Origin of the sequence: Streptomyces vilmorinianum (genome assembly GCF_005517195.1) — a bacterium.
Taxonomy (GTDB): Bacteria; Actinomycetota; Actinomycetes; order Streptomycetales; family Streptomycetaceae; genus Streptomyces; species Streptomyces vilmorinianum.
On sequence record NZ_CP040244.1, the window covers coordinates 3,791,347 to 3,812,963 of the forward strand.

The following is a 21,617-nucleotide window of genomic DNA, read 5'->3' on the forward strand; positions in this document are numbered from 1 at the left end:
CTCAGGCCTCCGAGGGCAGGGGTACGGTGGTCGCGCGGACCGTGAGCCGGCGCCAGCCCGGCAGCGCGGCGCGTCGGTCCACCCGGGCGCGGACGACGGACGGGCGGTACGGGGCGAGCGCGGCGAGCACGTCCTCCAACTGCGCACGGGCGAGCCCGGCACCCGGGCAGGCGTGCCGCCCGGCGCCGAAGACGAGCTGGGCCACCGCGGCCGGAGCCGGGTGACGGGCGTCCGGCGGGACGCGGTCCGCCTCGACGGCATGCCGCGCCACCAGCACCAGCCGGTCCCCGGCCCGCACCGGACAGCCCCCGAGCGACGCGTCGGCGGCCGCCACGCGCGGCAGCAACGGGGACGGGGCGGTGACCCGCAGCAGTTCGGCGACCAGCGCGGGCCGCAACCGTTCGTCCCCGGCATCCGCCCACAGCCCGGCGTCCGCACACCACGCGACGGCGCGCGGCAGCGCGGCGACGGTCGTATTGACGGCGGCGACGACAAGCATGGCCCGCAGCCCGGCCTCCATCTCCGTGGACCCCGCCGGTACACCGGCGACGCCGCCTCCGGGAGACGTCGGCGCCGGTGCTTCGCCGCCGTCGCCTCCGTGCGCGGGGATCGGCTTGCCGCCCGTGTCGCTGTCGCCGTCCATGGGCGTGGGCGGCGATGTCGCGCTGGTGGCCCCGTCCGTGGTCGCCGGGGCCGCTCCGGTGTGGTCGCTCGCCGGCGGGCGCGGCGCCGGTGCTTCGGCGACGCCGCCTCCGCTTGCGGGGATCGTCTGCGCGTCGCCGGCGCGGTATCGGCCCGCGGGAGCCGGCCGGCCCGCCGTGGCGCTGGTGCCGCCCACAGGTGCCGACGACGGTGGCGTGCCGCCGACTGCGTCAGCGCACCCCGCACGCACGTCCGTGGACGCCGCCCGCACATCGGTGTCGTCGCCCCCGCCCGTGAGCATCGCCTCCAGGCGGGCCGTCGCCTCGGACGCGCGTCGGGCGGTGCCCGGTGGGCGGGGGCCAGGCAGGTGGTCACGGACGGCGGCCGCCGCCGCGTCGCCCGCCGCCTCGGCGAGGGCCGACGGGTCGGCGGACGTGTCCACGAGGGCGCGGACGGTCGCGCCGGCCAGCTCACGGGCCAGCGGGACCAGGTCGACGGGATGCCCGGCGGCGAGCGGGGCGAGGCGACGGGCGAGGACCTCCTGCCAGACCGGGCGCAGCCGCGCCACACCGGCCGCGCTCAGGTCTCCGGCGACAGTCCGCCGGGTGTCGCGGTGACCGGCGCCCTCCTGGTCGAAGAGCGTTCGACCGCCGGACAGTTCGCGCGCCGCGCCGCCGGTGGTGCCGGCGGCCGCGCGGTCCAGCGGGATCCGGGTGAGAGCCTCGCGGTACGGCTCTGCGCCGTTCACCAGGAGTGCGCGGCCGAGCCGGGCGACCGGACGCCGCCGCACGGCGGCGAGCAGGGCGAACAGCAGCGGGTGCGACCGCGTGTACACGCGCCGGTCGCGACGGCGCGCCGCACGCACAGCGGCGGCGACGGCGGTCATCGCGCCGACCCCCTCGTGCGCGCGGCGGCCAGCATCGCCGTCGCCGCGCGGTCGGGCTTCGACGAGCGCCCGGACAGCGGAATGTCGGCGAGCAGCACCGCGTCCGGGCGGGCGGCGCCCATCCGCTCCAGCGGTCCGGCCAGCGCGGCGCGCACCCGCGCGTGGTCGGCCTCCCGGCGCGGCTGGACGACGGCGACCAGACGTTCGTCGCCGTCCCCGGCCGGAACGCCCACCAGCAGGGCCAGTTCGACCCCGGGAACATGGAGCCCGGGCTCGTACAGACCCGGGTAGATGTTCTCCGCCCGCCTGAGCACCATGTCCTTGCAGCGGCCCTCGAGGACGATCCTGCCGTGCGCGTCCAGCCGCCCCCGGTCGCCCGTGGCGACCGAGGCATCGGGCTCCTCACCGAGGTAGCGGTCCCGGGCCGCGGGCCCGGACAGCAGCAGTTCGCCGGTCGGCCCCGTCCTGGCCTCCACCCCCGGCAGCGGCGCGCCCACCAGATCCCCCTCGCCCGTGAACGCGGCCTTGGCCGCCTGCTCGACGGCCGCGGCGGGGAACAGTTCCGTCAGCGCGTACACCCCCCACGCCTCGTCCGCTCCCGCCCGCTTGACGCGGGTGAGGAGCTCGGCGCTCGCCGGGGCCGAACCGGTCCACACCCGTCCGGTGAACCGCGCGTCCTCCGCCAGCGCGGCCCGGAGCTGAGGCGGCGTCAGATAGGTGGCCTGCGGGGAGAGCCGGCGCAGCTGCCGCGCCAGGACGCGCGGCGAGCGGGCGGGCAGGGCGACCGGCGCCCCGCTCGCGAGGGACGGTACGAGGACGAAGAAGGTGCCGCCCAGCACGGGCCGCCCGGGCTCGGGCCGTACGAGGCCGGTCACCGTGGCCATGCCGGCGGCGAGCGAGGAACGGGTGTGGACCACGGCGCGGGGCCGCGAGGTGGTGCCCGAGGTGAAGACGATCACCGCGTCCCCGTCCTCGTCCACCGGGCGCGGCAGCCCCGCGGTGCCGGCGCCGGTGTCCAGCGCGGCGGCGCAGCCGGGCAGCCTCGGGCCGACCGTCGCGACCGGGCCGAGGTCCGCCAGGTCGGGCAGCGCGAGACGGGCCCGGCGGGCGAGCGGCCTGGCCCATCCGGCGACCGCCTGGGCCGCCGCGTCGGCAAGGACCACGTCCGGGCGGGCCAGCGCGAGCCGGGCGCGCAGCACGTCGGGCCCCGCGGCCGGGTCGAGGACCGCGGCGCGCAGCCCGAGCCGGTGCACCGCGAGCAGCACGGCCAGCGCGCGCGGCCCCGGCCGCACCGCGACCCCCACCGTGCCGCCCCGCCGCAGTCCCCGGGCGTGCAGAGCGGCGGCGTACCGGTCGGCGAGATCGGCGAGCTCCCCACAGGTGGCCTTCGTACGGACCGCGCCGGTGCGCGTGGTACCGAGCACGGCGGGCCGGCCCGGGTCCGACCGCAGCGTGCGAGCGAGAGCGTCCAGCATCAGCGCGGGTCCTCCCCGTGACGCCCGGGTCCCTTGTCCAGGTACCAGCGGGCGGTTCCGACGATTCCGTAGGCGCGCAGCCGCCGGGTGGAGTTCTCCACGACCATGTCGCGCGCGTGGACGATGGCGGTGGTGCGGCGGCGGACCCGGTTCAGGAACAGCCGGTCGGTGGGGGAGGGACGGCGGGGCATCCCGCCGACGTCCTCGTACAGCCGCGCGGTGATCGCCATGTTGTTGCCCGCGTGCATGCGGTACGGGGCGAGATAGCCGTGCCGGCGCCGGTGCGCGGGCCGCACCCGGCCGAAGAAGGCGGCGACGCCGACGAGCGTACGGAACAAGGCACGGCCCAGCGGCCCGTGCTCGTCGCGGCGGGCGTCGATGCGCCCGCACACAAGACCCGCCCCGCCGTGCAGCGCGGCACGGGCCGCGGCCGTCCAGCCGGGGCGCGGCAGGCAGTCGGCGTCGGTGCGGGCGAGCAGCGTGGCCCCCCGCCCGATCGCGTACCGGAACCCGGTGTCGACCGCGCAGCCCACGCCCTTGTCTCGCTCGTCGAGCACATGGACGCCGAACGGCGCCCGCTCCGCGAACGCGCGGACGATCGCCGCGGTGCCGTCCTCGGAGGCGTTGTCCACCACGACGAGCTGGAAGTCCCGGTCCGTCTGCGCCGCGAGCGCCTGAAGGGCGTCACCGATGCGCGCGGCCTCCTGATGGGCGGGCACCACCACCCACAGCGCGCTCACGCCTTCTCCCAGACCATCGTCATGATGCTGACGCCGCCGCCGAGGCCCACGAACAGGACGCGGTTGCCGGGAAGCAACGCGTCGTGGACCCGGTGCAGTTGCACACCCAGACTCGCGCTCGCGACGTTGCCGAGCTCGGGGACGGTGACGACGAGCCGGTCCTCGGGGACACCGGTGATCTCCACGAACCGCTCCAGGTACGGCACGGTGACCTGATGCACCAGGACGTACCGGAAGTGGTGCCAGCTCAGCCCCGTACGGTGCCGCACCCGGTCGAGCACCGAGGTGCCGACCTTCTCGAACACCTTGCGCAGCTCGCTGCCGTCACCGCGGAAGTAGGTGTGCTCCTCGCTGCGGGGGTGACGCGAACCCCCGCCGAATATCCCGCCCACCGACCAGTGTTCGGAGTGCGTCTCGCTGTCCACGTCGAGGATCCCGCCGCGGTCCACCGCCTCCAGGACCACCGCCGCGCCCGCGTCGCCGAACGTGTAGCCGGCGAAGCCGTCACGGAACTGGGCCAGATCCGCCGGCGCCTGGCGCACGGCACGGCTCGGCGTCTCCCCGGTGACCACCAGGGCCCGCCGGGCACGTCCCGCCAGGATCATGGTGCGGGCGAGGTCGACGCCGTTGACGAAGCTGTTGCAGGCGTTGGTCACGTCCAGGGCGTGCGCCCGGGAGCCGAGTTCGGCCTGCACGATGTGCGCGGTGGCCGGCTCCACCATGTCGCGGCTGGCGGAGGCGAACACCAGCAGATCGATGTCCGCCGGCTCGAGCCCGGCCCGCCCGAGCGCGTCCCGGGCGGCGCCCACCGCCAGCGTGGAGGCGTACTCGCCGGGGCCGGCGACCCGCCGGGTGACGATCCCGGTGGCCCGCTCGAACACCCCGGCGGGCAGCGCGACCCCACTGCTCGCGACCACCCGCTGCCGCAGGTGCTCCGAGTCCACGACCTGTTCGGGGAGGAAGACCCCGACCCCGGTGATCCCGACCCGCAGGGGGCCGTCGGCGACGGCACTGTGACTGTTCATACGAGCGAGGCTATGAACGGGCCGGGACCTGGGGCCTGAGTGCCCGTACTCAACTGCTCTGGGGAAAAGCCCCTGTTGCCGGGTGCGGGAGGGTCAGCCGGCCACGGGCACGAAACCGCCACGGGCGACGCCACCGGTCAGCAGGAGCTCCCAGTCGAGCGTCCGCGGCAGCTCGGGCAGCGAGACGACGACCGCCCCGCCCGCCCGTACGACGTCCTCGCACCAGCCCGCCATGTCGTCCGGGGTCCCGGATCCGCCGAACACCGGGGCCACGAAGGCGGGAACGAGACACCCCGCGTCCCCGGGCCCGTCCACGACGCACACGGTGAGCTGGGGAACGACACTCCATCCCGCGCACGGCGGCACCGCCCCGCCGGGTGCGTGCAGCGCGGGCAACTCCTCGTGCACGGGCGCGCCGGCCAGCAGCAGAGCGGGGGCGTCCCCGGGGACGAACAGCGTGTTCTCGGGAGGCAGCAGCATGGCGTCACTGTTCCACAGCCGCACGCGGCGGCAGGGACCGGGGCCGGGCATGATCGTCTGTGCCCGGACGTGGTTCAGCGGATACGGTGGCCGGAAGATCGTTCTCGAGGGAAGTGACGGGACCATGCGACTCTTTCAGGCCCCCGGCCCGGCGGAGGCCCTGCGATGACCGCGGCCGACAGCCCGCACGTCCTGGTGCGCACCGAAGGACGAGCCGGCTTCCTCACCCTGAACCGGCCGAGGGCCATCAACGCGCTCACCCACGCCATGGTGCGCCGGATCGACGAGGCGCTGACGGCCTGGGAGGGCGATCCGGCCGTCGAGACCGTCGTCATCGAGGGCGCCGGTGAGCGCGGGCTGTGCGCCGGCGGCGACATCCGGGCGATCCACGACGACGCCCGCGCCGGCGGCACCGCCTCCGTGGACTTCTGGCGCGACGAGTACCGGCTCAACGCCCGCATCGCCCGCTTCCCCAAGCCCTACGTGGCCCTCATGGACGGGATCGTGATGGGCGGCGGCGTCGGCGTCTCCGCCCACGGCTCCGTCCGCGTCGTCACCGAACGCTCCCGGGTGGCCATGCCCGAAACCGGCATCGGCTTCGTGCCCGACGTCGGCGGCACGTACCTGCTGAGCCGCGCGCCCGGCGAACTCGGCACCCACCTCGCCCTGACCGGCACCCAGGCCGGCGCCGCCGACGCGCTGCTGACCGGGCTCGCCGACCATTTCGTACCCTCCGAGGACCTGCCCCGACTCGCCTCGGAGCTCACGCGGGCGCCCGCGCACGAGGTGGTGCCCCGGTTCGCGCGGCCCGCGCCGCCCGGCGAACTCGCCGCCCAGCGCGAGTGGATCGACCCCTGCTACGCCGCGGACACGGTGGAGGACGTCGTCGACCGGCTCCTCGACTTCGGTGTGCCGGAGGCGAAGGAGGCCGCCGCCACGCTCCTCGGCCGATCGCCCGTCGCCCTCAAGGTCACCCTCGCGGCGATCCGCCGCGCCCGGCGACTCGACTCCCTGGAGTCCGTCCTCGACATGGAGTTCCGGCTCTCCTGCGCCGCCCTGACCTCCGCCGACCTCGTCGAGGGCATCCGCGCCCAGGTCGTCGACAAGGACCGCGACCCCCACTGGTCCCCGCCCACCCTCGCCGAGGTGACGGACGACGACGTCGCCCGCTACTTCGCCCCCTCGGGCGCCCCGGAGCCGTTCTCACGGTGACCGTCCCACGGCTCGTCCAGTGACATCCCGAGCGGTACGCGGCCGATGGCGCGGCCGTGGTCGTCGAGGAGCCGGCCCATGCGCTTGGGCGTGTGCAGCGCGACGGTCCGGTCCTTGACCTCCAGCGCCGGGAAACGCTCCGCGAGCAGCGCCTCGAACGGGTCGATCGCGCCGAGGCCGTGCAGCCAGACGAGGACCAGCAGGTTGTGCGGCCCGCTCACGGAGACGCACATCCGGACCTGGTCGAACCGGGCCAGCGCGTTCCCGGTCCGCTCGAGCTCGGGGTGAGGGACCGCGGCCCGGTAGACCACCATCGTCGGCAGACCCGCCAGCTGATGGGCGAGGTCGCAGCGGATCGAGATGTCCCCGTCCCGCATCATCCGCTGCACCCGGCGGCGGGCCGTGTGCTCGCTCATGCCCGTCATCGCCCCCAGCTCCGTGTAGCCGAGCCGGCCGTCACCGCCGAGCGCCGAGATCAGGGCCCGGTCCTCGGGCGAGTGACGGTTGCGCCAGTGGGCGCTGTAGACCGTGCGGCCGAGCGCCCGTGGGGTCGACAGGGCCGCGCGCTCCGCGGGCTCCATCGCCCGCATCCGCCAGTCACGCCCCTCGCCGTACAGGGTGATGCCCAACCGCGTACGGGTGGAGAGGACCCCGCGCAGCCCCCCGATGGTGCCGCGGATCTGCCGGCCGAGACTCGGCAGGTCGGGCCCCGCCACCGACAGGAAGAGATCGAAGTCACCAGCCGTCTCGTCCACGCTGAAGACCCACGGCAGCGCGGTCACCGCGGTGCTCACGGCCTCCAGGGAGCGGGGTCGGCAGCGCACCTCGACATAGGCGACCGTCGCCGTCCTCGCCGCGTCGTACGCCGTGATCCAGGCCAGACCGGCCGCGCGCAGCCGCTCCCAGCGGCGGGCCGCCGTCGTCGGGTCCACGCCCAGGGCCCGGCCGATACGGGACCACGGGGCGCGCGGGGCGGCCTGGAGCGCGTCGATGAGCGCCAGATCGAGTTCGGAGAAGCCGGCGTCGGGACCGGCCGGGCCCGGACCCGGCGCGCCGGATTCCGGCATCGGATCGTCAGCCATGAGGCATTCCTGCAATTTCCGGGGTTCTTCGCTCACGGACCGGATCGTAAGGGCACTTCCGGCCGGGGAAACCCGGCCACCGGTGAGAGAGGAGTGCCGTGTCAGCTCCACCCCCGAGCGCCGCCCGCACCAGCCGGACCGAGCGCACCAAGCGCACCGTCCGGATCACGGTCGTCGTCCTGTTCGCCGCCTGGCTCGTCGACTACGCCGACCGCCTCGTCATCACCCTCGCCCTGCCCGCCATCGGCAAGGAGTTCGACCTCAGCCGTGGGCAACAGGGGCTCGTGGTCTCCGCCTTCTTCCTCGCGTACGCGCTCTGCCAGATCCCCGGCGGCCTGCTCGCCGACCGGTTCGGCGCCCAGCGGGTGACCTGCTGGGCCCTGCTGAGCTGGTCGGTGTTCACCGCCCTGACCGGTTTCGCCTGGTCCTTCGCCGTCCTCCTCGTCCTGAGGTTCGCCTTCGGCGCGGCCGAGGGAATCTTCCCGCCCGCCTCGATGAAGGTCCTCGTCGAACGGACCACACCCGAGGAACGGATGGGGGCCAACGGGCTGATCATGAGCTCCAACGCCCTCGCCGCCGTCCTCACCCCGCTCGCCGTCGCCCCGCTGATCGCCGCCTTCGGCTGGCGCTCGGCCTTCTTCTCGACGGCGGCGCTGGGAGTCTTCGTCCTGGTCGCCGTACGGATGTGGCTGCCGGCGCCGCTGGCACGCACCCGCGCCGAGACGCCCACGATCCGCCACGGGCTCCGGCAGATGCTGCGCAAGGGCGTGCTGTGGCGCTTCGCGACGATGATGTTCGGCTACAGCACGATCATGTGGGGCCTCAGCACCTGGATCCCCTCCTACCTCAACGACGTACGCGGCATCTCCCTCACCTCCGCCGGCGCGCTCGCCGCCATCCCGGCCCTCGCCGCCGCGCTCGCGACGGTCGTCGGCGGCCGGCTGGCCGACCGGCTCGGCGGACACCACCGGAAGGTGATACTGCCCGCGATGGCCGTGGCCGCCCTCGCCCTCCCGCTCATGGCCTACTCGGCCTCCCTCACCGGCTTCGTCGCCTTCGTCACCGTCGCCGCCTGCGCCACCTCCCTCGCCTACATGCCGATCTTCGCCGTACCCCTGCGGGGGCTCGACCCCGCACACGTCGGCGTCGGCAGCGCCGTCATCGTCCTCGGGGGCCAGGTCGCGGGCATGACCGCCCCGCCCGTCATGGGTGTGCTCGCCGACACCTTCTCCTTCGAGGTGGCCTTCGCCTTCCTCGTCCTCGGCGCGGTGATCGTCGCCGTGATGTCGCTCGCAACCCCCCAGGACGCCGAATCCTTCCGGACCGCGCTCGGCACCTTCGACCACGAACCGGACCGTTCCCCTCTCAGCACGGAGCAGCCCTCATGACCACGACCGCCCCCCGCCTCCCCTCCACCCGCCCCGTCGGCCCCCTGCTCGCCGGGCTCACCGACCGGCTGCCCGCCCTGCGCGCCCTGTACGAGGACCTGCACGCCCACCCCGAGCTGTCCTTCCAGGAGTTCCGTACGGCGGGCATCGCCGCCGCCCTGCTGCGGGAACAGGGCTGGGAGGTCACCGAGGGCGTCGGCGGCACCGGAGTCGTCGGCGTCCTGGCCAACGGCGAAGGCCCGGTCGTCCTGCTCCGTGCCGACATGGACGCCCTCCCGGTGAGGGAGGAGACCGGCCTCCCGTACGCCTCCACCACCACCGCGACCGACCCGGACGGCAACGAGGTCCCGGTCATGCACGCCTGCGGTCACGACATGCACGTCGCCTGCCTGCTCGGCGCCACCGCCCAGCTCGCCGCCACCCGCGCGCGGTGGCGCGGCACGGTCGTCGCGGTCTTCCAGCCGGCCGAGGAGGTCGGCGGGGCACCGGCCATGATCGAGGACGGTTTCGCCGACCGCTTCCCCCGGGCCGACATCTGCCTCGGACAGCACGTGGCGGCCGCGCCGGTCGGCTTCGTCGGCACCCGCCCGGGCCCGCTCATGGCCGCGTCCGACAGCCTCAAGGTCCGGCTGTTCGGGCGCGGCGGCCACGGATCCATGCCCGAGACCGCCGTCGACCCGGTCGTGATGGCCGCCGCGATCGTCATGCGGCTGCAGACCGTGGTCGCGCGCGAGGTCGCGGCGGCGCAGACGGCGGTGGTGACCGTCGGCTCGCTCCACGCCGGCACCAAGGAGAACATCATCCCGGACACCGCCGACCTGCGGATCAACATCCGCAGCACGACTCCGTCGGTACGGGAACGGGTCCTGCGGGCCGTCGAGCGGATCATCCGCGCCGAGGCCGCCGCGTCCGGAGCCCCGAAGGACCCGGAGATCGTCCCCCTCACATCCTTCCCCGTCACGGTCAACGACCACGACGCCACGCGCGCCGTCCACACCGCTCTGTCCGCCGCCCTCGGCGAGGGACACGTCTTCACGCTGCCCTCGACCCTCACCGGCAGCGAGGACTTCGGCACCTTCGGCACCGCCCTCGACGTCCCCTCCGTCTTCTGGCACTTCGGCGGCGCCGACCCCGCCCTCTACCGCGACATCGACCCCGCCGACCTCCTCGAGAACGGCCTGCCCGACACCGTCCCCGCCAACCACTCGCCGCACTTCGCACCCGTACCCGACCCGACCCTCGAGATCGGCGTGACGGCCCTCCTCGCCGCCGCCGCGCACTGGCTCGGCCCGGAGGCCGACGACGAGTGACCGCGCGCGAATAATCCGGTGCCGTCCACGGGAAGGCTCCCTACACTCGCTGAACGTGACGCCGGGAACCCGGCGCGCCGACGACCAACGAGGGGAGCCCGACCGTGCGTTGCCGCACCGCTGTCGTCGTTCCCCGGTCACGGTACGACGTGATCCTGATGTCCCGGTCGTCCCGGTGCCGGCTGCGCGGCCGCCACCGGATCCCCGTGACGAACTCCTGACTCCTGACCCCCTGAGCGTGCCGTGCGCCGCCGGGCCGATCACCGACGGCCCGTCACGCGGCGCACCAGTGCGCCGGGTCACTCCTTGCCCGCCTCCGGGCCGGCTTCGTCCGGGAATCGCGCCGCCCTGTTCTCGTCACACAGCGAAAGGCCCTGGGCCGTGCGTACCCACCTTCCCCACCGACCGACCGGCACCCTCGACCGCGTGCGCAATCTGGGCATCCTCGCCCACGTCGACGCCGGCAAGACCACCGTCACCGAACGGATGCTCTACCTCACCGGCGCCATCCACAAGCGGGGCGAGGTCCACGACGGCACGACCGTCACCGACTTCGACGCCCAGGAGCGCGACCGTGGCATCACCATCTTCGCCGCGGCCGTCAGCTGCGTCTGGGACGACCACCGCGTCAACCTGATCGACACGCCCGGCCACGTCGACTTCTCCGACGAGGTGGAGCGCTCGCTGCGCGTACTCGACGGCGCGATCGCGGTGTTCGACGCCGTCGCGGGCGTGGAACCGCAGAGCGAGACGGTCTGGCGGCAGGCCGATCGCCACCAGGTGCCGAGGATCGCCTTCGTCAACAAGCTGGATCGCGCCGGCGCCGATCTCGACACGGCGGTGGCCTCGATCCGGGACCGGCTCCACACGGTTCCGCTCGTCGTCCAGCTGCCGATCGGTCAGGAGGACGACTTCATCGGCGTGGTGGACCTCGTCCGCATGCGCGCCCTGGTCTGGGAGGCGGGAAGCGACACGTACACCGAGGGCCCCGTGCCCGAGGCACTGGCGGAGGAGGCGCGGCTCCGCCGCCGGACCCTGGAGGAGGCGGTGGCGGAACTCCACCCGGGCGCACTGGAGGAGTTCTGCGCCGAGTCGGCGCTCGCCGACACGACGCTGACCGCGGCGCTGCGCGACCTGACCCGGACCGGTGACGGAGTCGTGGTGCTGTGCGGATCGGCGTACCGCAACCGTGGGACGGAGCCGTTGCTCGACGCCGTCGTCTCCTACCTGCCCTCGCCGCTGGACGTGCCGCCGGTACGGGGCACCCTGGACGGCGCGGAGCGGGAGCGGGCCGCCGACCCGGCGGAACCGTTCGCCGCCCTGGTCTTCAAGGTGAACTCGACCGCCACCGGGCGGCTGACGTACCTCCGCGTGTACGCGGGGACGATCGGAAAGGGGGACGTGGTGCTCGACGTCGCCGGCCGGCGCACCGAGCGGATCGGCCGGATCCTGCGGGTGCAGGCCGACCGGAACACCGAGGTGGACCGGGCGGTGGCCGGGGACATCGTCGCGGTCGTCGGAGTGAAGGAGGCCCGGGCCGGTGCCACGCTGTGCGCGCCCTCGGCCCCCCTCCTCCTCGAACCGCCCACCGTGGCGGACCCCGTCGTCTCCGTCGCCGTCGAGGCCCGAAGGAGCCTGGACACCGACCGGCTGGCGACCGCGCTGGCCCGGCTCGTCGAGGAGGACCCCTCGCTGGCGGTCCGGACCGACCGCGAGACCGGCCAGACGGTGCTCTCCGGCATGGGTGAGCTGCATCTGGAGGTCGCCGTGGAGAAGATCCGCCGGGCCCAGGGCCTGGACATCGGCGTCGGCAGGCCGCAGGTGGCCTACCGGGAGACGGTCGTCCGCGGGGTCACGGGCCTGGTCCACCGGCACGTCAAACAGGACGGTGGCGCGGGCCAGTTCGCGCACGTCGTCCTCGACGTGGCACCTCTGGACACCGGCACGCAGGCCGCGGCGGACACGGCGGGGGAGTTCGCCTTCTCCTCCACCGTCACCGGAGGCCGGGTTCCGCAGGAGTACATCCGCGCGGTGGAGGCCGGCTGCCGGGACGCCCTGGCGGAGGGTCCCCTCGGCGGCCACCCGGTCACCGGCGTGCGGGTGACGCTCACGGACGGCGCCACCCACTCCAAGGACTCCTCGGAGATGGCGTTCCGTACGGCGGGCCGCTTCGCGCTCCGCGAGGCACTGCGCGCCTGCGCGATGACGCTCCTGGAACCGGTGGTCGAGGTCACGGTCACGGTGCCCGACAGCGCCGTGGGCGGGGTGCTCGGTGACCTGGCGGCGCGGCGCGGCCGGGTCTCCGGCTCGACCGCGCGAGCCGGGACGGCGGTGATCACCGCGACCGTGCCGCTGGCCGAACTCTTCGGCTACGCGTCCCGGCTGCGCAGCCGCACCCAGGGCCGCGGCACCTTCACCACGCGGCCCACCGGCTACGCCCCCGTCCCGGCGGGCGTGGCAGCCGGGACACCGTCCCGGTGACCGCCGCGGACGGGCCCGCCCTCCCAGGGGCGGGCCCGTCCCACGCACACGGCCGGACGGCCCTGTCAGCTCACGACGACGAACGCGCCGCGCCGGCGCTCCCCGTCCGCCGAGTTCCACTCGGCGCTGACGTGCCCGCGGACGTTCGTCGCGCCCGTGGCGGGGGCCGCCCGGTCCGGGTCCAGGACACGCGTCACCGTGAGGGTGAGAGGGGACGCGCCGGTCACCGCCGCGCGTACCGCGAGGTCCGTCCCCTGCGGCCCGTCCTCGACGGCGCCCGGACCGCTCACGGCCGAGAGGCCGCCCCCGTCGAACCGGCCGATGACCGAGTGGTCCGGCGCGTCGGTCAGGCTCTGGGCCTGCGGCTCCGCGCGGCCTTCGAGCAGCGCGAGCAACTGCGCCACGAGAACGGGGTCGTGGATCCCGTCGTACACCCACCGCTTCCCCAGCACGCCGTGCTCGGAGGTGCCGACGAGAGCGTCCTCGGCGCCGTCGAGCGGAACACCGCGGTACGTGAGCGGCAGGTGGTACGCGACAGGTTCGTCACCGGAGACGTCCGTGACGACCATGAACTCGATGCCGACCTCCCCCTCCGGGTCGTCGAGCCGGAAGCCACCGGCCTTGGACAGCTCCGGCGCGCGCCCCGTGCCGGCGTACCAGGGGCGGGAGGGAAGCCAGGACGCGAGCAGCTCCAGCTTGCCGGGATTCATGGTGGTGCGGTGAATGACAGCCATACCCCCTGAACCCCTCTCCTCGCCGCACGGTTCCCCACCGCGGCCGCCGCCCGGGACCCGGGGCTCGCCCCTGCCGGGGCGGGCGGCACAATGAGGATCATGCTGCTGTCGTTCCAGCCGGTCCTCGAGCGCATCGCCGAGGAGATCGGCGACCTCGTCGGCCGGGGCCGCCCCGCCGACTACATCCCCGCGCTCGCCGCGGGCGACCCGCGCCGCTTCGGCATGGCCGTCGCCGAGCTCGACGGGACGGTGTACGGGGTGGGGGACTGGCAACAGCCCTTCTCCACCCAGTCCGTCACCAAGGTGTTCACGCTCGCCCTCGCCCTCGCCCGGGAGGGCGAGACGCTCTGGGAGCACGTCGGCCGCGAGCCGTCCGGTAACCCCTTCAACTCGCTCGTGCAGCTGGAGTACGAGAACGGCATCCCCCGCAACCCCTTCATCAACGCCGGCGCCCTGGTCGTCACCGACCGGCTGCACAGCCTCACCGGTGACGCCTCGGGCGCCCTGCTCGACCTCCTGCGCGCGGAGAGCGGCAACCAGGACCTCGACTTCGACCGGGACGTCGCCGCCTCGGAGACCGCGCACGGCGACCGGAACGCGGCGCTGGGCCACTTCATGGCCTCGTACGGGAACATCGAGAACCCCGTGCCGACGCTCCTGCGCGAGTACTTCCGGCAGTGCTCGATCGAGGCGTCCTGCGCCGACCTCGCACTCGCCACCGGGTTCCTGGCCCGCCACGGCATCCGCGCCGACGGCTCACGCCTGCTCACCCGCAGCCAGGCCAAGCAGGTCAACGCCGTCATGCTCACCTGCGGCACCTATGACGCTGCCGGGGACTTCGCGTACCGGGTGGGCCTGCCGGGCAAGAGCGGGGTCGGCGGCGCCATCATCGCCGTCGTCCCGGGCCGCTGCACCCTGTGCGTCTGGAGCCCGGGCCTCGACGAACGTGGCAACTCGGTCGCGGGCGTCGCCGCGCTCGACCGCTTCACCACGATCACCGGTCTCTCCGTCTTCTGAACCGCCTCCCGAGCCCCGCCTCAGCCTCCCCCCGGGCCGTTGCCCGAGCCGTCGGACCGGTGCCCGCGCGATAATGGGCCTGCGACGCTGGAGGTGCGAGGTGACCAGCACGGTGGGTCAGGCCCGGGGCGCCGAAGGCGTGGACGCCGCGCTCACCGAGACGATCCGCCGCACCAGTGCCTCCATCGGCGCCGTCTACCTCCTGGAACCGGATGCGCAGGTGCTGCGCCTGGAGGCCCTCTGCGGGGCACCCGCGGATCTCGCCGAGCCGTGGGCGAGGGTCCCCCTGGCCGCGCCGGCCCCCATCGCCGTCGCCGTACGCGAGGACCGCCTGGTCTGGGTGGGCAGCCAGCAGGAGATGGCCCGCTCCTACCCACGGACTGCGATGGCCCTCCCGTATCCGCTCGCGCTGGCCGCCGCACCGATCACCGGCACCCGGCGCTGGGGCACCCTGCTGCTGCTGTGGCCCGCCACCCGCCCGCCGCACCTGACACCGCGGGAGCGCGGCCGGCTCTTCTCCGGCTGCCGGCGCCTGGCCCGTCTCCTGGAGGAGGCCACCGCATCCGGCCGGCCGCTGGCCCACGCGGACCGGCCCCGCGTCCTCCCCCTCGAAACCCGCCGCCCGCCCCGCGCCCCCGCGCAGGAGGCCGCCGCCTTCGCCGAACGGCTGCCCGGTGGCTCCTGCGCCCTGGACCTGGAAGGACACATCACCTTCCTCAGCTCGGGCGGCGCCGAACTCCTGGGCCGCGACGCCGGGGCACTGCTCGGGACACTGCCGTGGCAGTCCCTGCCCTGGCTCGACGACCCCAGCTACGAGGACCGCTACCGCGCCGCCGTGATCAGCCGCGAGCCCGTCTCCTTCACGGCCTGCCGCCCGCCGGACCGATGGCTCGACTTCCACCTCTACCCGGACGCCGACGGGATCAGCGTCCGGATCGTGCCCACCGGCGCACAGCCCCCGCCCACTCCCGCGCCCCGCAGCACCCTGAGCACCGCCACCCCGGCCCGTGCGGGACAGCTCTACCAGCTCCTGCACCTGGCCGCGGGCCTGACCGAGGTCGTCGGCGTCCAGGACGTCGTCGATCTGGTCGCCCACCAGATCATGCCCGCCTTCGGCGCCCAGGGCCTGGTCCTGTCCACGGTCGACTCCGGCCGGCTGTGGATCACCGGACACCGCGGCTACCCCGCCGAGACCATCGCGCGCCTCGACGGCCTGCCGCTCGACACGACCTTCACCCCCGCGGGACAGGTGCTCGCCAGCGGAATCCCCTCGTTCTTCGCCGACCCGGAGGAGATGCGACGCATCTACCCCGAGGCGGCGCCGATCAGCGGCAAACAGGCCTGGGCCATCCTGCCCCTGATCATCTCCGGCCGGCCCGTCGGCTGCTGCGTGCTCTCCTACGACCACCCCCACGCGTTCTCGGCCGAGGAACGCGCCGTCATGACCTCGCTCGCCGGGCTCATCGCGCAGGCCCTCGACCGCGCCCGCCTGTACGACGCCAAGCACCGGCTCGCCCACGGACTCCAGGAGGCCCTGCTGCCGCACCGCCTCCCCGCCGTCGCCGGCCTCGACGTCACCGCCCGCTATCTGCCCGCCACGCGCGGCATGGAGATCGGCGGTGACTTCTACGACCTGATCCGGCTCGGCGACACCGCGGCGGCGGCCGTCATCGGCGACGTCCAGGGCCACAACGTCGCCGCCGCCGCTCTGATGGGCCAGGTCCGGACCGCCGTGCACGCCCACGCGACCCTCGGCGAGCCCCCCGAGCAGGTGCTCTCCGCGACCAACCGCCTCCTCATCGATCTCGACCCCGGGCTGTTCTGCAGTTGCCTCTACGCCCACTTCGACTTCGCCCGCCGGCGGCTCGGCCTCGCCAGCGCCGGCCACCCGCCGCCCCTGGTGCGGCTGCCCGACGGCCGTACCGCCCCGCTCGACGTGCCGCCGGGCCCTCTGCTCGGCATCGTGCCCGACGCCCGCTACCCGGTCACCGAGATCGCGCTCACCCCGGGACTGGTGCTCCTTCTCTACACCGACGGTCTCGTCGAGACCCCGGGGACCGACTTCGACGACTCCCTCGCCGAACTCGCCGGTCATCTGGCCGAGGCGGACGACCGCGATCTGGACCTTCTCGTCGACGCCCTCCTGAGCCGGACCCGGCCCGCCCGGCAACGTACGGACGACATCGCCCTGCTCGTCCTGAAGGGTCTCTAGGGGCCGGTGTAGCGCAGCAGCACCGCGACACCGTCCTCCAGCGGAACCTCCTCCTCCGGCAGGACGACCAGCTCGGCCTGCGTACCGGCCGCCGCGCGGAGCAGCGCCGCGCCGGCGGCGGGTTCCTCCCAGTAGTAGTGCAGGCCGAAGGCGCTCAACTCCTCGCCGGACAGGGCGAGATGGGTGGGCGCCGCGCCGACCCACAGATGACCCGTGTGCCGTACCGGCCGGTTGAGGAAGAGCGCCCGCGCCTGACCGCGCTGCAGGGCGCCGACGGCGGCGGCGAGCCCCTCGACGTACTCGGGGTGACGTGCGCGCTGGCCGGTATAGCTGTCGAGCAGATGCCTGTCGTGGTCGGGCAGCCGGCCGGCGAACAGGCCGGCGAGCTCGTCCTCCAGGAGGGCCCGACCGGGCTCCGGCCGCCGCGGACGGCCGTGCTCGAGCTTGACGAAGCGTCCCTGCAGCGCCCGCGGGGCGGCCCGGATCAGACTGTTCACCGCCCACGGGTCTCCGGCCGGCACGATCGCCTCCGTACCGTCGGTCTCGACACCGTCCACCAGCTCCGCCAGGAGCTGTTCGGCCTCCTTCGGCCAGCCCTCGACCGGGACCCGGCGGTGGCCCCGGGGGCCGGGGGCGACCCGGCTGATCGGCCATCTGCCCCTCTCGTGCTCCAGCTCCAACTCCAGCCCGCCCTCGCGATCGCCCTCGCCCTCGTCGTCGCCCCGGCCCGGCCCCGCGGGGTGCACACGGTTCAGGACGACGGCCGCGTAGGGGAGGTCCGGCGCGTGCTGGAGGGCGAGGGCGAGGACGTCGGGAAGCATCCCGAACCGGGCGCTGTCGCGGGCCGGCGGCTCGGGCAGGCACTGCGCGAGCAGAAGAGAGCCGTGGGCGGCGAAGAGCGCCTGGCCGTGCCGCCCGGCCACGTCGCGGTCGGTGCCCACCGCGCTCGCGAGCGCACCGACCGTGGCCTCGTCCGCGTCGTGGGCGAGCAGGCTCTCCCGCAGACTCCGCAGGCGCAGCTCGATCGCCCGGTCCGGATCACCGACATCGCGGGAGGTGTCGAGACAGGCGGAGGCGATCGGGCCGGGATGCGCGTACAGCGGGTCCAGGAACTGCAGCTTCACGGCTTCCTCCAGGAGAAGAAGGCCGGCGGGGAGAAACGACGCCCAACGCACGGCTACCCGCGCCGTGCCCCCCGACACGGGCCGGATGGCCCCGACGCCGGGACGGTGGGAAACTGGAGGCCACAGAGTGGTCGAGGCACGCGACACACCGGACCGGCCGTGCGTCATCAGCGGTTGTTCGTGGCGGCACTCGCCCTGTTCCTCGTGACAGCGCCGGCGGTCACCGCGGCGGCAGAGGGAACGGCACAGGGCGAGGAGGTACCGGCTGGCCCGACGTTCGGCGCGCGGGCCCTGCAGGCACTCCTCGACGGCATCCAGTTCGGCGTCATCATCGCCATCTGCGCCGTCGGCCTGTCCCTGATCTTCGGAACCATCCATCTGATCAACTTCGCCCACGGCGAGCTGGTGACCATCGGCGCCACCTTCGCCTTCTTCCTGAACGTCTCGCCGTCAGGACCGGGCTGGCACCTCGTCCCCGCCACGCTCGCCGCCGTCGTCTTCGGCGCCCTGCTCGGCGCCGCCATCGACCGCGGCCTGTGGCGCCCCCTGCGGGCCCGTGGCACCGGCCTGATCAACATGTTCATCGTCACGATCGGACTGTCGCTGTTCCTGCGGCACATCGTCCTCGTGCTGTACGGGACCCGGCCCGGCTCCTACGCCCAGTACGACATCCAGGAGGCGATCGACCTCGGTCCCGCCGGCATCACCCCCCGTGACCTGACCGTCACCCTCCTGTCGGTGGCCACGCTGCTCGGTGTCGCCCTGCTGCTCCAGAAGACCCGGATCGGCACCGCCATCAGGGCCGTCTCCGCCGACCGTGACCTGGCCGAGGCCTCGGGCATCGACGTCAAGCGCGTCGTGCTCGTCGTCTGGATGCTCGGCGGCGCGCTCGCGGCCCTCGGCGGAGTCTTCTTCGGACTCGTCGAGATCGTCAGCTGGGACATGGGCTTCAAGCTGCTGCTGCTCATGTTCGCCGGCGTCATCCTCGGCGGCCTCGGCTCCGCGTACGGCGCGATGGTGGGCAGTCTCGTCATCGGCATCGTCGCCCAGATGTCCACGCTGTGGTTCCCGGTCGACCTGCAGTACGCGTGGGCGCTGCTCGCACTGATCATCGTTCTCCTCGTCCGGCCGCAGGGCATCCTCGGCCGGCGCGAACGCGTCGGATGAGGGCGGTGAGCCATGGACTTCCAAGTCATCCTCTCCGACGCCATCCGCGCCGGCATCGGCCCCATCGCCGCGATCTTCGCGCTCTCCGCGATGGGCCTGAACCTGCACTTCGGCTACACCGGACTGCTGAACTTCGGGCAGGTCGGCTTCATGCTCGTCGGCGGCTACGGGCTCGCGATCACCGTGGCGACCTGGGGCGGCTCGATGTGGCTCGGCGTCCTCGTCGGACTCGCCTCCGCCGTCGTCCTCGCCCTGCTCCTCGGTCTGCCGACGCTGCGGCTGCGCGCCGACTACCTCGCCATCACCACCATCGCCGCCGGGGAGACGCTCCGGCTGTTCTATCGTTCCAGCTGGGCCGAGCCCACCACCGGCGGCGTGTTCGGCCTCCAGCGGTTCGCGAACGACTTCTACGACCTCAACCCCGTCCCGCGTGGCACGTACGGATTCTGGATGGTGAAGTTCAGCGCCCGCGACCTGTGGGTGATGATCGTCGCCTGGGCGCTGGTGATCGTCGTCGGGCTGCTGCTCGCCCTGCTGATCCGCAGCCCCTGGGGGCGCGTCATCCGCTCGATCCGCGACGACGAGACCGCCGTACGCAGCCTCGGCAAGAACGTCTACGCGTACAAGATGACGAGCCTCGTGCTCGGCGGTGTGATCGGCGCGGTGGCCGGCATGCTCCAGGCCATCCACGTGCAGTCGGTGAACCCGGACAGCTTCGATCCCGGCGTCACCTTCTTCCTCTACACGCTGCTCGTCCTGGGCGGCGCCGGGCGGATCCTCGGCCCCGTCGTCGGCTCGGTCCTCTTCTGGTTCATGCTCACCTTCCTCGACAGCGCCCTGCGCGAGGCCATCGACTCCGGCGTCATCTCCTCCGACGTCATCAGCACCTCGGAGATCGGCGCCGTCCGCTTCGCCCTGGTCGGACTCGCACTGATCCTGCTGGTCGCGTTCAGACCGCAGGGGATCCTCGGCAGCCGGAAGGAGATGCTGCTCAGTGGCCGATGACACGAGCCCTGTGCCCGCTACCGGTGTGCCCGCTACCGGTGCGCCGGCACCCGGTGTGCCCGAGCCCGTGCCGGGCGCGACCAAGCCGGACCCGCTGCTCGTCCTCGACGACGTCACCCGCGCCTTCGGCGGTCTCGTCGCCGTACAGGTCGAACACCTGGAGGTCCAGCGGGGGACCATCACGGCCCTGATCGGCCCCAACGGCGCGGGCAAGAGCACGCTGTTCAACGTCGTGAGCGGCTTCGACCGGGCCGACAGCGGACGGTGGTCCTTCGCCGGAAAGCCGCTCACCGGCCGGCCGGCGCACCGGATCGCGGGCGCGGGCCTGGTCCGTACGTTCCAGCTCACCCGCACGCCCGGCCGGCTCACGGTCCTCGAGAACATGCTTCTGGCCACCCCCGGACAGCGGGGCGAGCGGCTGCTGCCCGCCCTGCTGCCGCCGCTGTGGCGCGGACAGGAACGCGACGCCGTGGCCAGGGCCGACGAACTGCTCGACCGCTTCCGGCTCAGCCGGCTGCGCGACGACTACGCGGGCACGCTCTCCGGCGGCCAGCGCAAGCTGCTCGAACTGGCCCGCGCGCTGATGGCACGGCCCGTGATGCTGCTGCTCGACGAGCCCATGGCGGGGGTCAACCCGGCGCTGACCCAGTCGCTCCTCGGCCACATCACGGCCCTGCGTGACGAGGGGCTCACGGTGTGCTTCGTCGAGCACGACATGGACGTGGTCATGGGCATCAGCGACTGGGTGGCGGTCATGGCGGGTGGGCGCCTGGTGGCCGAGGGCCCGCCGTCCACCATCGGCCGTAACCCCGACGTCGTGGACGCCTACCTCGGCAAGCGGCACGACGAACCCGAGGCGAGCGGAGAGGAGGCGCCGCCCCCATGAGCGAGGAGCCCGGCACCCCGAACGGTCCCGTCCTGGCCGCCGACGACCTCGTCGCCGGCTATCTACCCGGCGTCGACGTCCTGCGCGGCTGCAGCATCGAGGTACGGCCCGGCGAACTCGTCGGCGTCATCGGCCCCAACGGCGCCGGCAAGTCGACCCTGGCCAAGGCCGTCTTCGGCCTGCTCCGCATCCGCAAGGGCGCGGTGCGGCTGCACGGCGAGGACGTCACCAACCGCCCCGCCCACGAGCTCGTACGGCGCGGAGTCGGCTACGTCCCCCAGCTGGCGAACGTCTTCCCCACGCTCACGGTCGAGGAGAACCTGCGCATGGGCCTGTATCTGCGGCCCAAGCAGTACGACGACCGGGCCGCCGTGGTCGAGGAACTCTTCCCGGTCCTGGCCACCCGCCGGAAACAGAAGGCCGGCTCGATGTCCGGCGGCGAGCGGCAGATGCTCGCCATGGCCCGCGCGTTGATGATGGAACCTCAGGTGCTGCTCCTGGACGAGCCGTCGGCGGGTCTTTCCCCGATCTTCCAGGACCAGGTGTTCGACCGCGTCAAGGAGATCAACCACGCGGGAGTCGCCGTCCTCATGGTCGAGCAGAACGCCCGCAGGTGCCTCCAGATCTGCGCCCGGGGCTACGTCCTCGACCAGGGCCGCAACGCCCACACAGGGACGGGTGCCGAGCTCCTGAACGACCAGAAGGTGGTCGACCTGTACCTCGGCACCCTCGCCCGTGTCCGCTGAGCCCC

Annotated in this window: 18 protein-coding genes; 10 read left to right on the forward strand and 8 right to left on the reverse strand. The window is 73.8% G+C overall.

Annotation, left to right across the window (positions count from 1 at the left end; translation table 11 throughout):
- Position 1: 1 nt before the first annotated feature.
- The 5 genes from FDM97_RS17865 to FDM97_RS17885 form a co-directional block, all read right to left on the reverse strand.
- Positions 2–1,528, reverse strand: a complete 1,527-nt coding sequence (locus FDM97_RS17865) for a cytochrome P450 (protein WP_137991404.1) — start codon at positions 1,526–1,528, stop codon at positions 2–4.
- A complete protein-coding gene (locus FDM97_RS17870) occupies positions 1,525–3,003 on the reverse strand; it encodes a class I adenylate-forming enzyme family protein (RefSeq protein WP_137991405.1) in 1,479 nt (492 codons plus the stop codon). Before FDM97_RS17870 ends, FDM97_RS17865 begins: the two co-directional genes overlap by 4 nt.
- A complete protein-coding gene (locus FDM97_RS17875) occupies positions 3,003–3,743 on the reverse strand; it encodes a glycosyltransferase family A protein (protein ID WP_254705637.1) in 741 nt (246 codons plus the stop codon). Before FDM97_RS17875 ends, FDM97_RS17870 begins: the two co-directional genes overlap by 1 nt.
- Entirely contained in the window at positions 3,740–4,768 is a 1,029-nt protein-coding gene (locus tag FDM97_RS17880; protein WP_137991406.1) for a 3-oxoacyl-ACP synthase III family protein, read from the reverse strand. Before FDM97_RS17880 ends, FDM97_RS17875 begins: the two co-directional genes overlap by 4 nt.
- 93 nt (positions 4,769–4,861) lie before the next feature.
- Positions 4,862–5,248, reverse strand: a complete 387-nt coding sequence (locus FDM97_RS17885; protein ID WP_137991407.1) for a hypothetical protein — start codon at positions 5,246–5,248, stop codon at positions 4,862–4,864.
- 165 nt (positions 5,249–5,413) lie between these two features.
- Between FDM97_RS17885 and FDM97_RS17890 the strand changes: the two genes are divergently transcribed.
- Entirely contained in the window at positions 5,414–6,460 is a 1,047-nt protein-coding gene (locus FDM97_RS17890) for an enoyl-CoA hydratase/isomerase family protein (RefSeq protein ID WP_137991408.1), read from the forward strand.
- Here FDM97_RS17890 and FDM97_RS17895 read toward each other — a convergent pair.
- On the reverse strand, positions 6,418–7,542 hold the full coding sequence (locus FDM97_RS17895) for an Lrp/AsnC family transcriptional regulator (protein ID WP_254705638.1): 1,125 nt from the start codon (positions 7,540–7,542) through the stop codon (positions 6,418–6,420). The genes FDM97_RS17890 and FDM97_RS17895 overlap by 43 nt on opposite strands.
- 98 nt (positions 7,543–7,640) lie before the next feature.
- Here FDM97_RS17895 and FDM97_RS17900 point away from each other — a divergent pair, with 98 nt between their 5' ends.
- The 3 genes from FDM97_RS17900 (at position 7,641) to fusA (ending at position 12,721) form a co-directional block, all read left to right on the forward strand.
- A complete protein-coding gene (locus tag FDM97_RS17900) occupies positions 7,641–8,930 on the forward strand; it encodes an MFS transporter (RefSeq protein WP_137991409.1) in 1,290 nt (429 codons plus the stop codon).
- Positions 8,927–10,240, forward strand: coding sequence for an amidohydrolase (locus tag FDM97_RS17905; RefSeq protein WP_137991410.1), 1,314 nt, complete (start codon positions 8,927–8,929; stop codon positions 10,238–10,240). Before FDM97_RS17900 ends, FDM97_RS17905 begins: the two co-directional genes overlap by 4 nt.
- Before the next feature lie 381 nt (positions 10,241–10,621).
- Complete coding sequence (gene fusA, locus FDM97_RS17910; RefSeq protein WP_137991411.1) at positions 10,622–12,721, forward strand: elongation factor G; 2,100 nt, start codon at positions 10,622–10,624, stop codon at positions 12,719–12,721.
- A 65-nt stretch (positions 12,722–12,786) separates the two neighbouring features.
- Here the strand turns inward: fusA and FDM97_RS17915 are convergent, their stop codons facing one another.
- Positions 12,787–13,455, reverse strand: a complete 669-nt coding sequence (locus FDM97_RS17915; RefSeq protein WP_137991412.1) for a maltokinase N-terminal cap-like domain-containing protein — start codon at positions 13,453–13,455, stop codon at positions 12,787–12,789.
- Between the two features lie 90 nt (positions 13,456–13,545).
- Between FDM97_RS17915 and FDM97_RS17920 the strand changes: the two genes are divergently transcribed.
- Together FDM97_RS17920 and FDM97_RS17925 are read left to right on the forward strand one after the other, a co-directional pair.
- Positions 13,546–14,472 (forward strand): glutaminase, encoded by a 927-nt coding sequence (locus FDM97_RS17920; RefSeq protein ID WP_137991413.1) that lies wholly within the window; start codon positions 13,546–13,548, stop codon positions 14,470–14,472.
- 100 nt (positions 14,473–14,572) lie between these two features.
- The gene (locus FDM97_RS17925) at positions 14,573–16,684 is read left to right on the forward strand and encodes a SpoIIE family protein phosphatase (RefSeq protein ID WP_254705640.1); all 2,112 of its coding nucleotides are present in this window, start codon (positions 14,573–14,575) and stop codon (positions 16,682–16,684) included.
- On the opposite strand, the gene FDM97_RS17930 is transcribed toward FDM97_RS17925, so the two are convergent.
- A complete protein-coding gene (locus FDM97_RS17930) occupies positions 16,681–17,808 on the reverse strand; it encodes a baeRF2 domain-containing protein (RefSeq protein WP_137991415.1) in 1,128 nt (375 codons plus the stop codon). The genes FDM97_RS17925 and FDM97_RS17930 overlap by 4 nt on opposite strands.
- A 204-nt stretch (positions 17,809–18,012) precedes the next feature.
- Here FDM97_RS17930 and FDM97_RS17935 point away from each other — a divergent pair, with 204 nt between their 5' ends.
- Genes FDM97_RS17935 through FDM97_RS17950 form a run of 4 tightly spaced genes read left to right on the forward strand, consistent with a single transcriptional unit; the run spans position 18,013 to position 21,612 of the window.
- Entirely contained in the window at positions 18,013–18,975 is a 963-nt protein-coding gene (locus tag FDM97_RS17935; protein ID WP_217510243.1) for a branched-chain amino acid ABC transporter permease, read from the forward strand.
- Positions 18,976–18,987: 12 nt separating this feature from the next.
- On the forward strand, positions 18,988–19,980 hold the full coding sequence (locus FDM97_RS17940) for a branched-chain amino acid ABC transporter permease (RefSeq protein ID WP_137991417.1): 993 nt from the start codon (positions 18,988–18,990) through the stop codon (positions 19,978–19,980).
- Positions 19,970–20,866 (forward strand): ABC transporter ATP-binding protein, encoded by an 897-nt coding sequence (locus FDM97_RS17945; protein WP_137991418.1) that lies wholly within the window; start codon positions 19,970–19,972, stop codon positions 20,864–20,866. The genes FDM97_RS17940 and FDM97_RS17945 overlap by 11 nt, the downstream gene beginning before the upstream one ends.
- Positions 20,863–21,612, forward strand: coding sequence for an ABC transporter ATP-binding protein (locus FDM97_RS17950; protein ID WP_137991419.1), 750 nt, complete (start codon positions 20,863–20,865; stop codon positions 21,610–21,612). Before FDM97_RS17945 ends, FDM97_RS17950 begins: the two co-directional genes overlap by 4 nt.
- The last annotated feature ends 5 nt before the right edge of the window (positions 21,613–21,617 follow it).

Bases quoted from the DNA above. Each gene is read 5' to 3' on its own strand.
- FDM97_RS17895 (WP_254705638.1), bottom strand. From the start codon at position 7,542: ATGGCTGACGATCCGATGCCGGAATCCGGCGCGCCGGGTCCGGGCCCG.
- FDM97_RS17950 (WP_137991419.1), top strand. From the start codon at position 20,863: ATGAGCGAGGAGCCCGGCACCCCGAACGGTCCCGTCCTGGCCGCCGAC.
- FDM97_RS17885 (WP_137991407.1), bottom strand. From the start codon at position 5,248: ATGCTGCTGCCTCCCGAGAACACGCTGTTCGTCCCCGGGGACGCCCCC.
- FDM97_RS17865 (WP_137991404.1), bottom strand. From the start codon at position 1,528: ATGACCGCCGTCGCCGCCGCTGTGCGTGCGGCGCGCCGTCGCGACCGG.
- FDM97_RS17880 (WP_137991406.1), bottom strand. From the start codon at position 4,768: ATGAACAGTCACAGTGCCGTCGCCGACGGCCCCCTGCGGGTCGGGATC.
- FDM97_RS17905 (WP_137991410.1), top strand. From the start codon at position 8,927: ATGACCACGACCGCCCCCCGCCTCCCCTCCACCCGCCCCGTCGGCCCC.
- FDM97_RS17920 (WP_137991413.1), top strand. From the start codon at position 13,546: ATGAGGATCATGCTGCTGTCGTTCCAGCCGGTCCTCGAGCGCATCGCC.
- FDM97_RS17940 (WP_137991417.1), top strand. From the start codon at position 18,988: ATGGACTTCCAAGTCATCCTCTCCGACGCCATCCGCGCCGGCATCGGC.
- FDM97_RS17870 (WP_137991405.1), bottom strand. From the start codon at position 3,003: ATGCTGGACGCTCTCGCTCGCACGCTGCGGTCGGACCCGGGCCGGCCC.
- FDM97_RS17890 (WP_137991408.1), top strand. From the start codon at position 5,414: ATGACCGCGGCCGACAGCCCGCACGTCCTGGTGCGCACCGAAGGACGA.
- FDM97_RS17915 (WP_137991412.1), bottom strand. From the start codon at position 13,455: ATGGCTGTCATTCACCGCACCACCATGAATCCCGGCAAGCTGGAGCTG.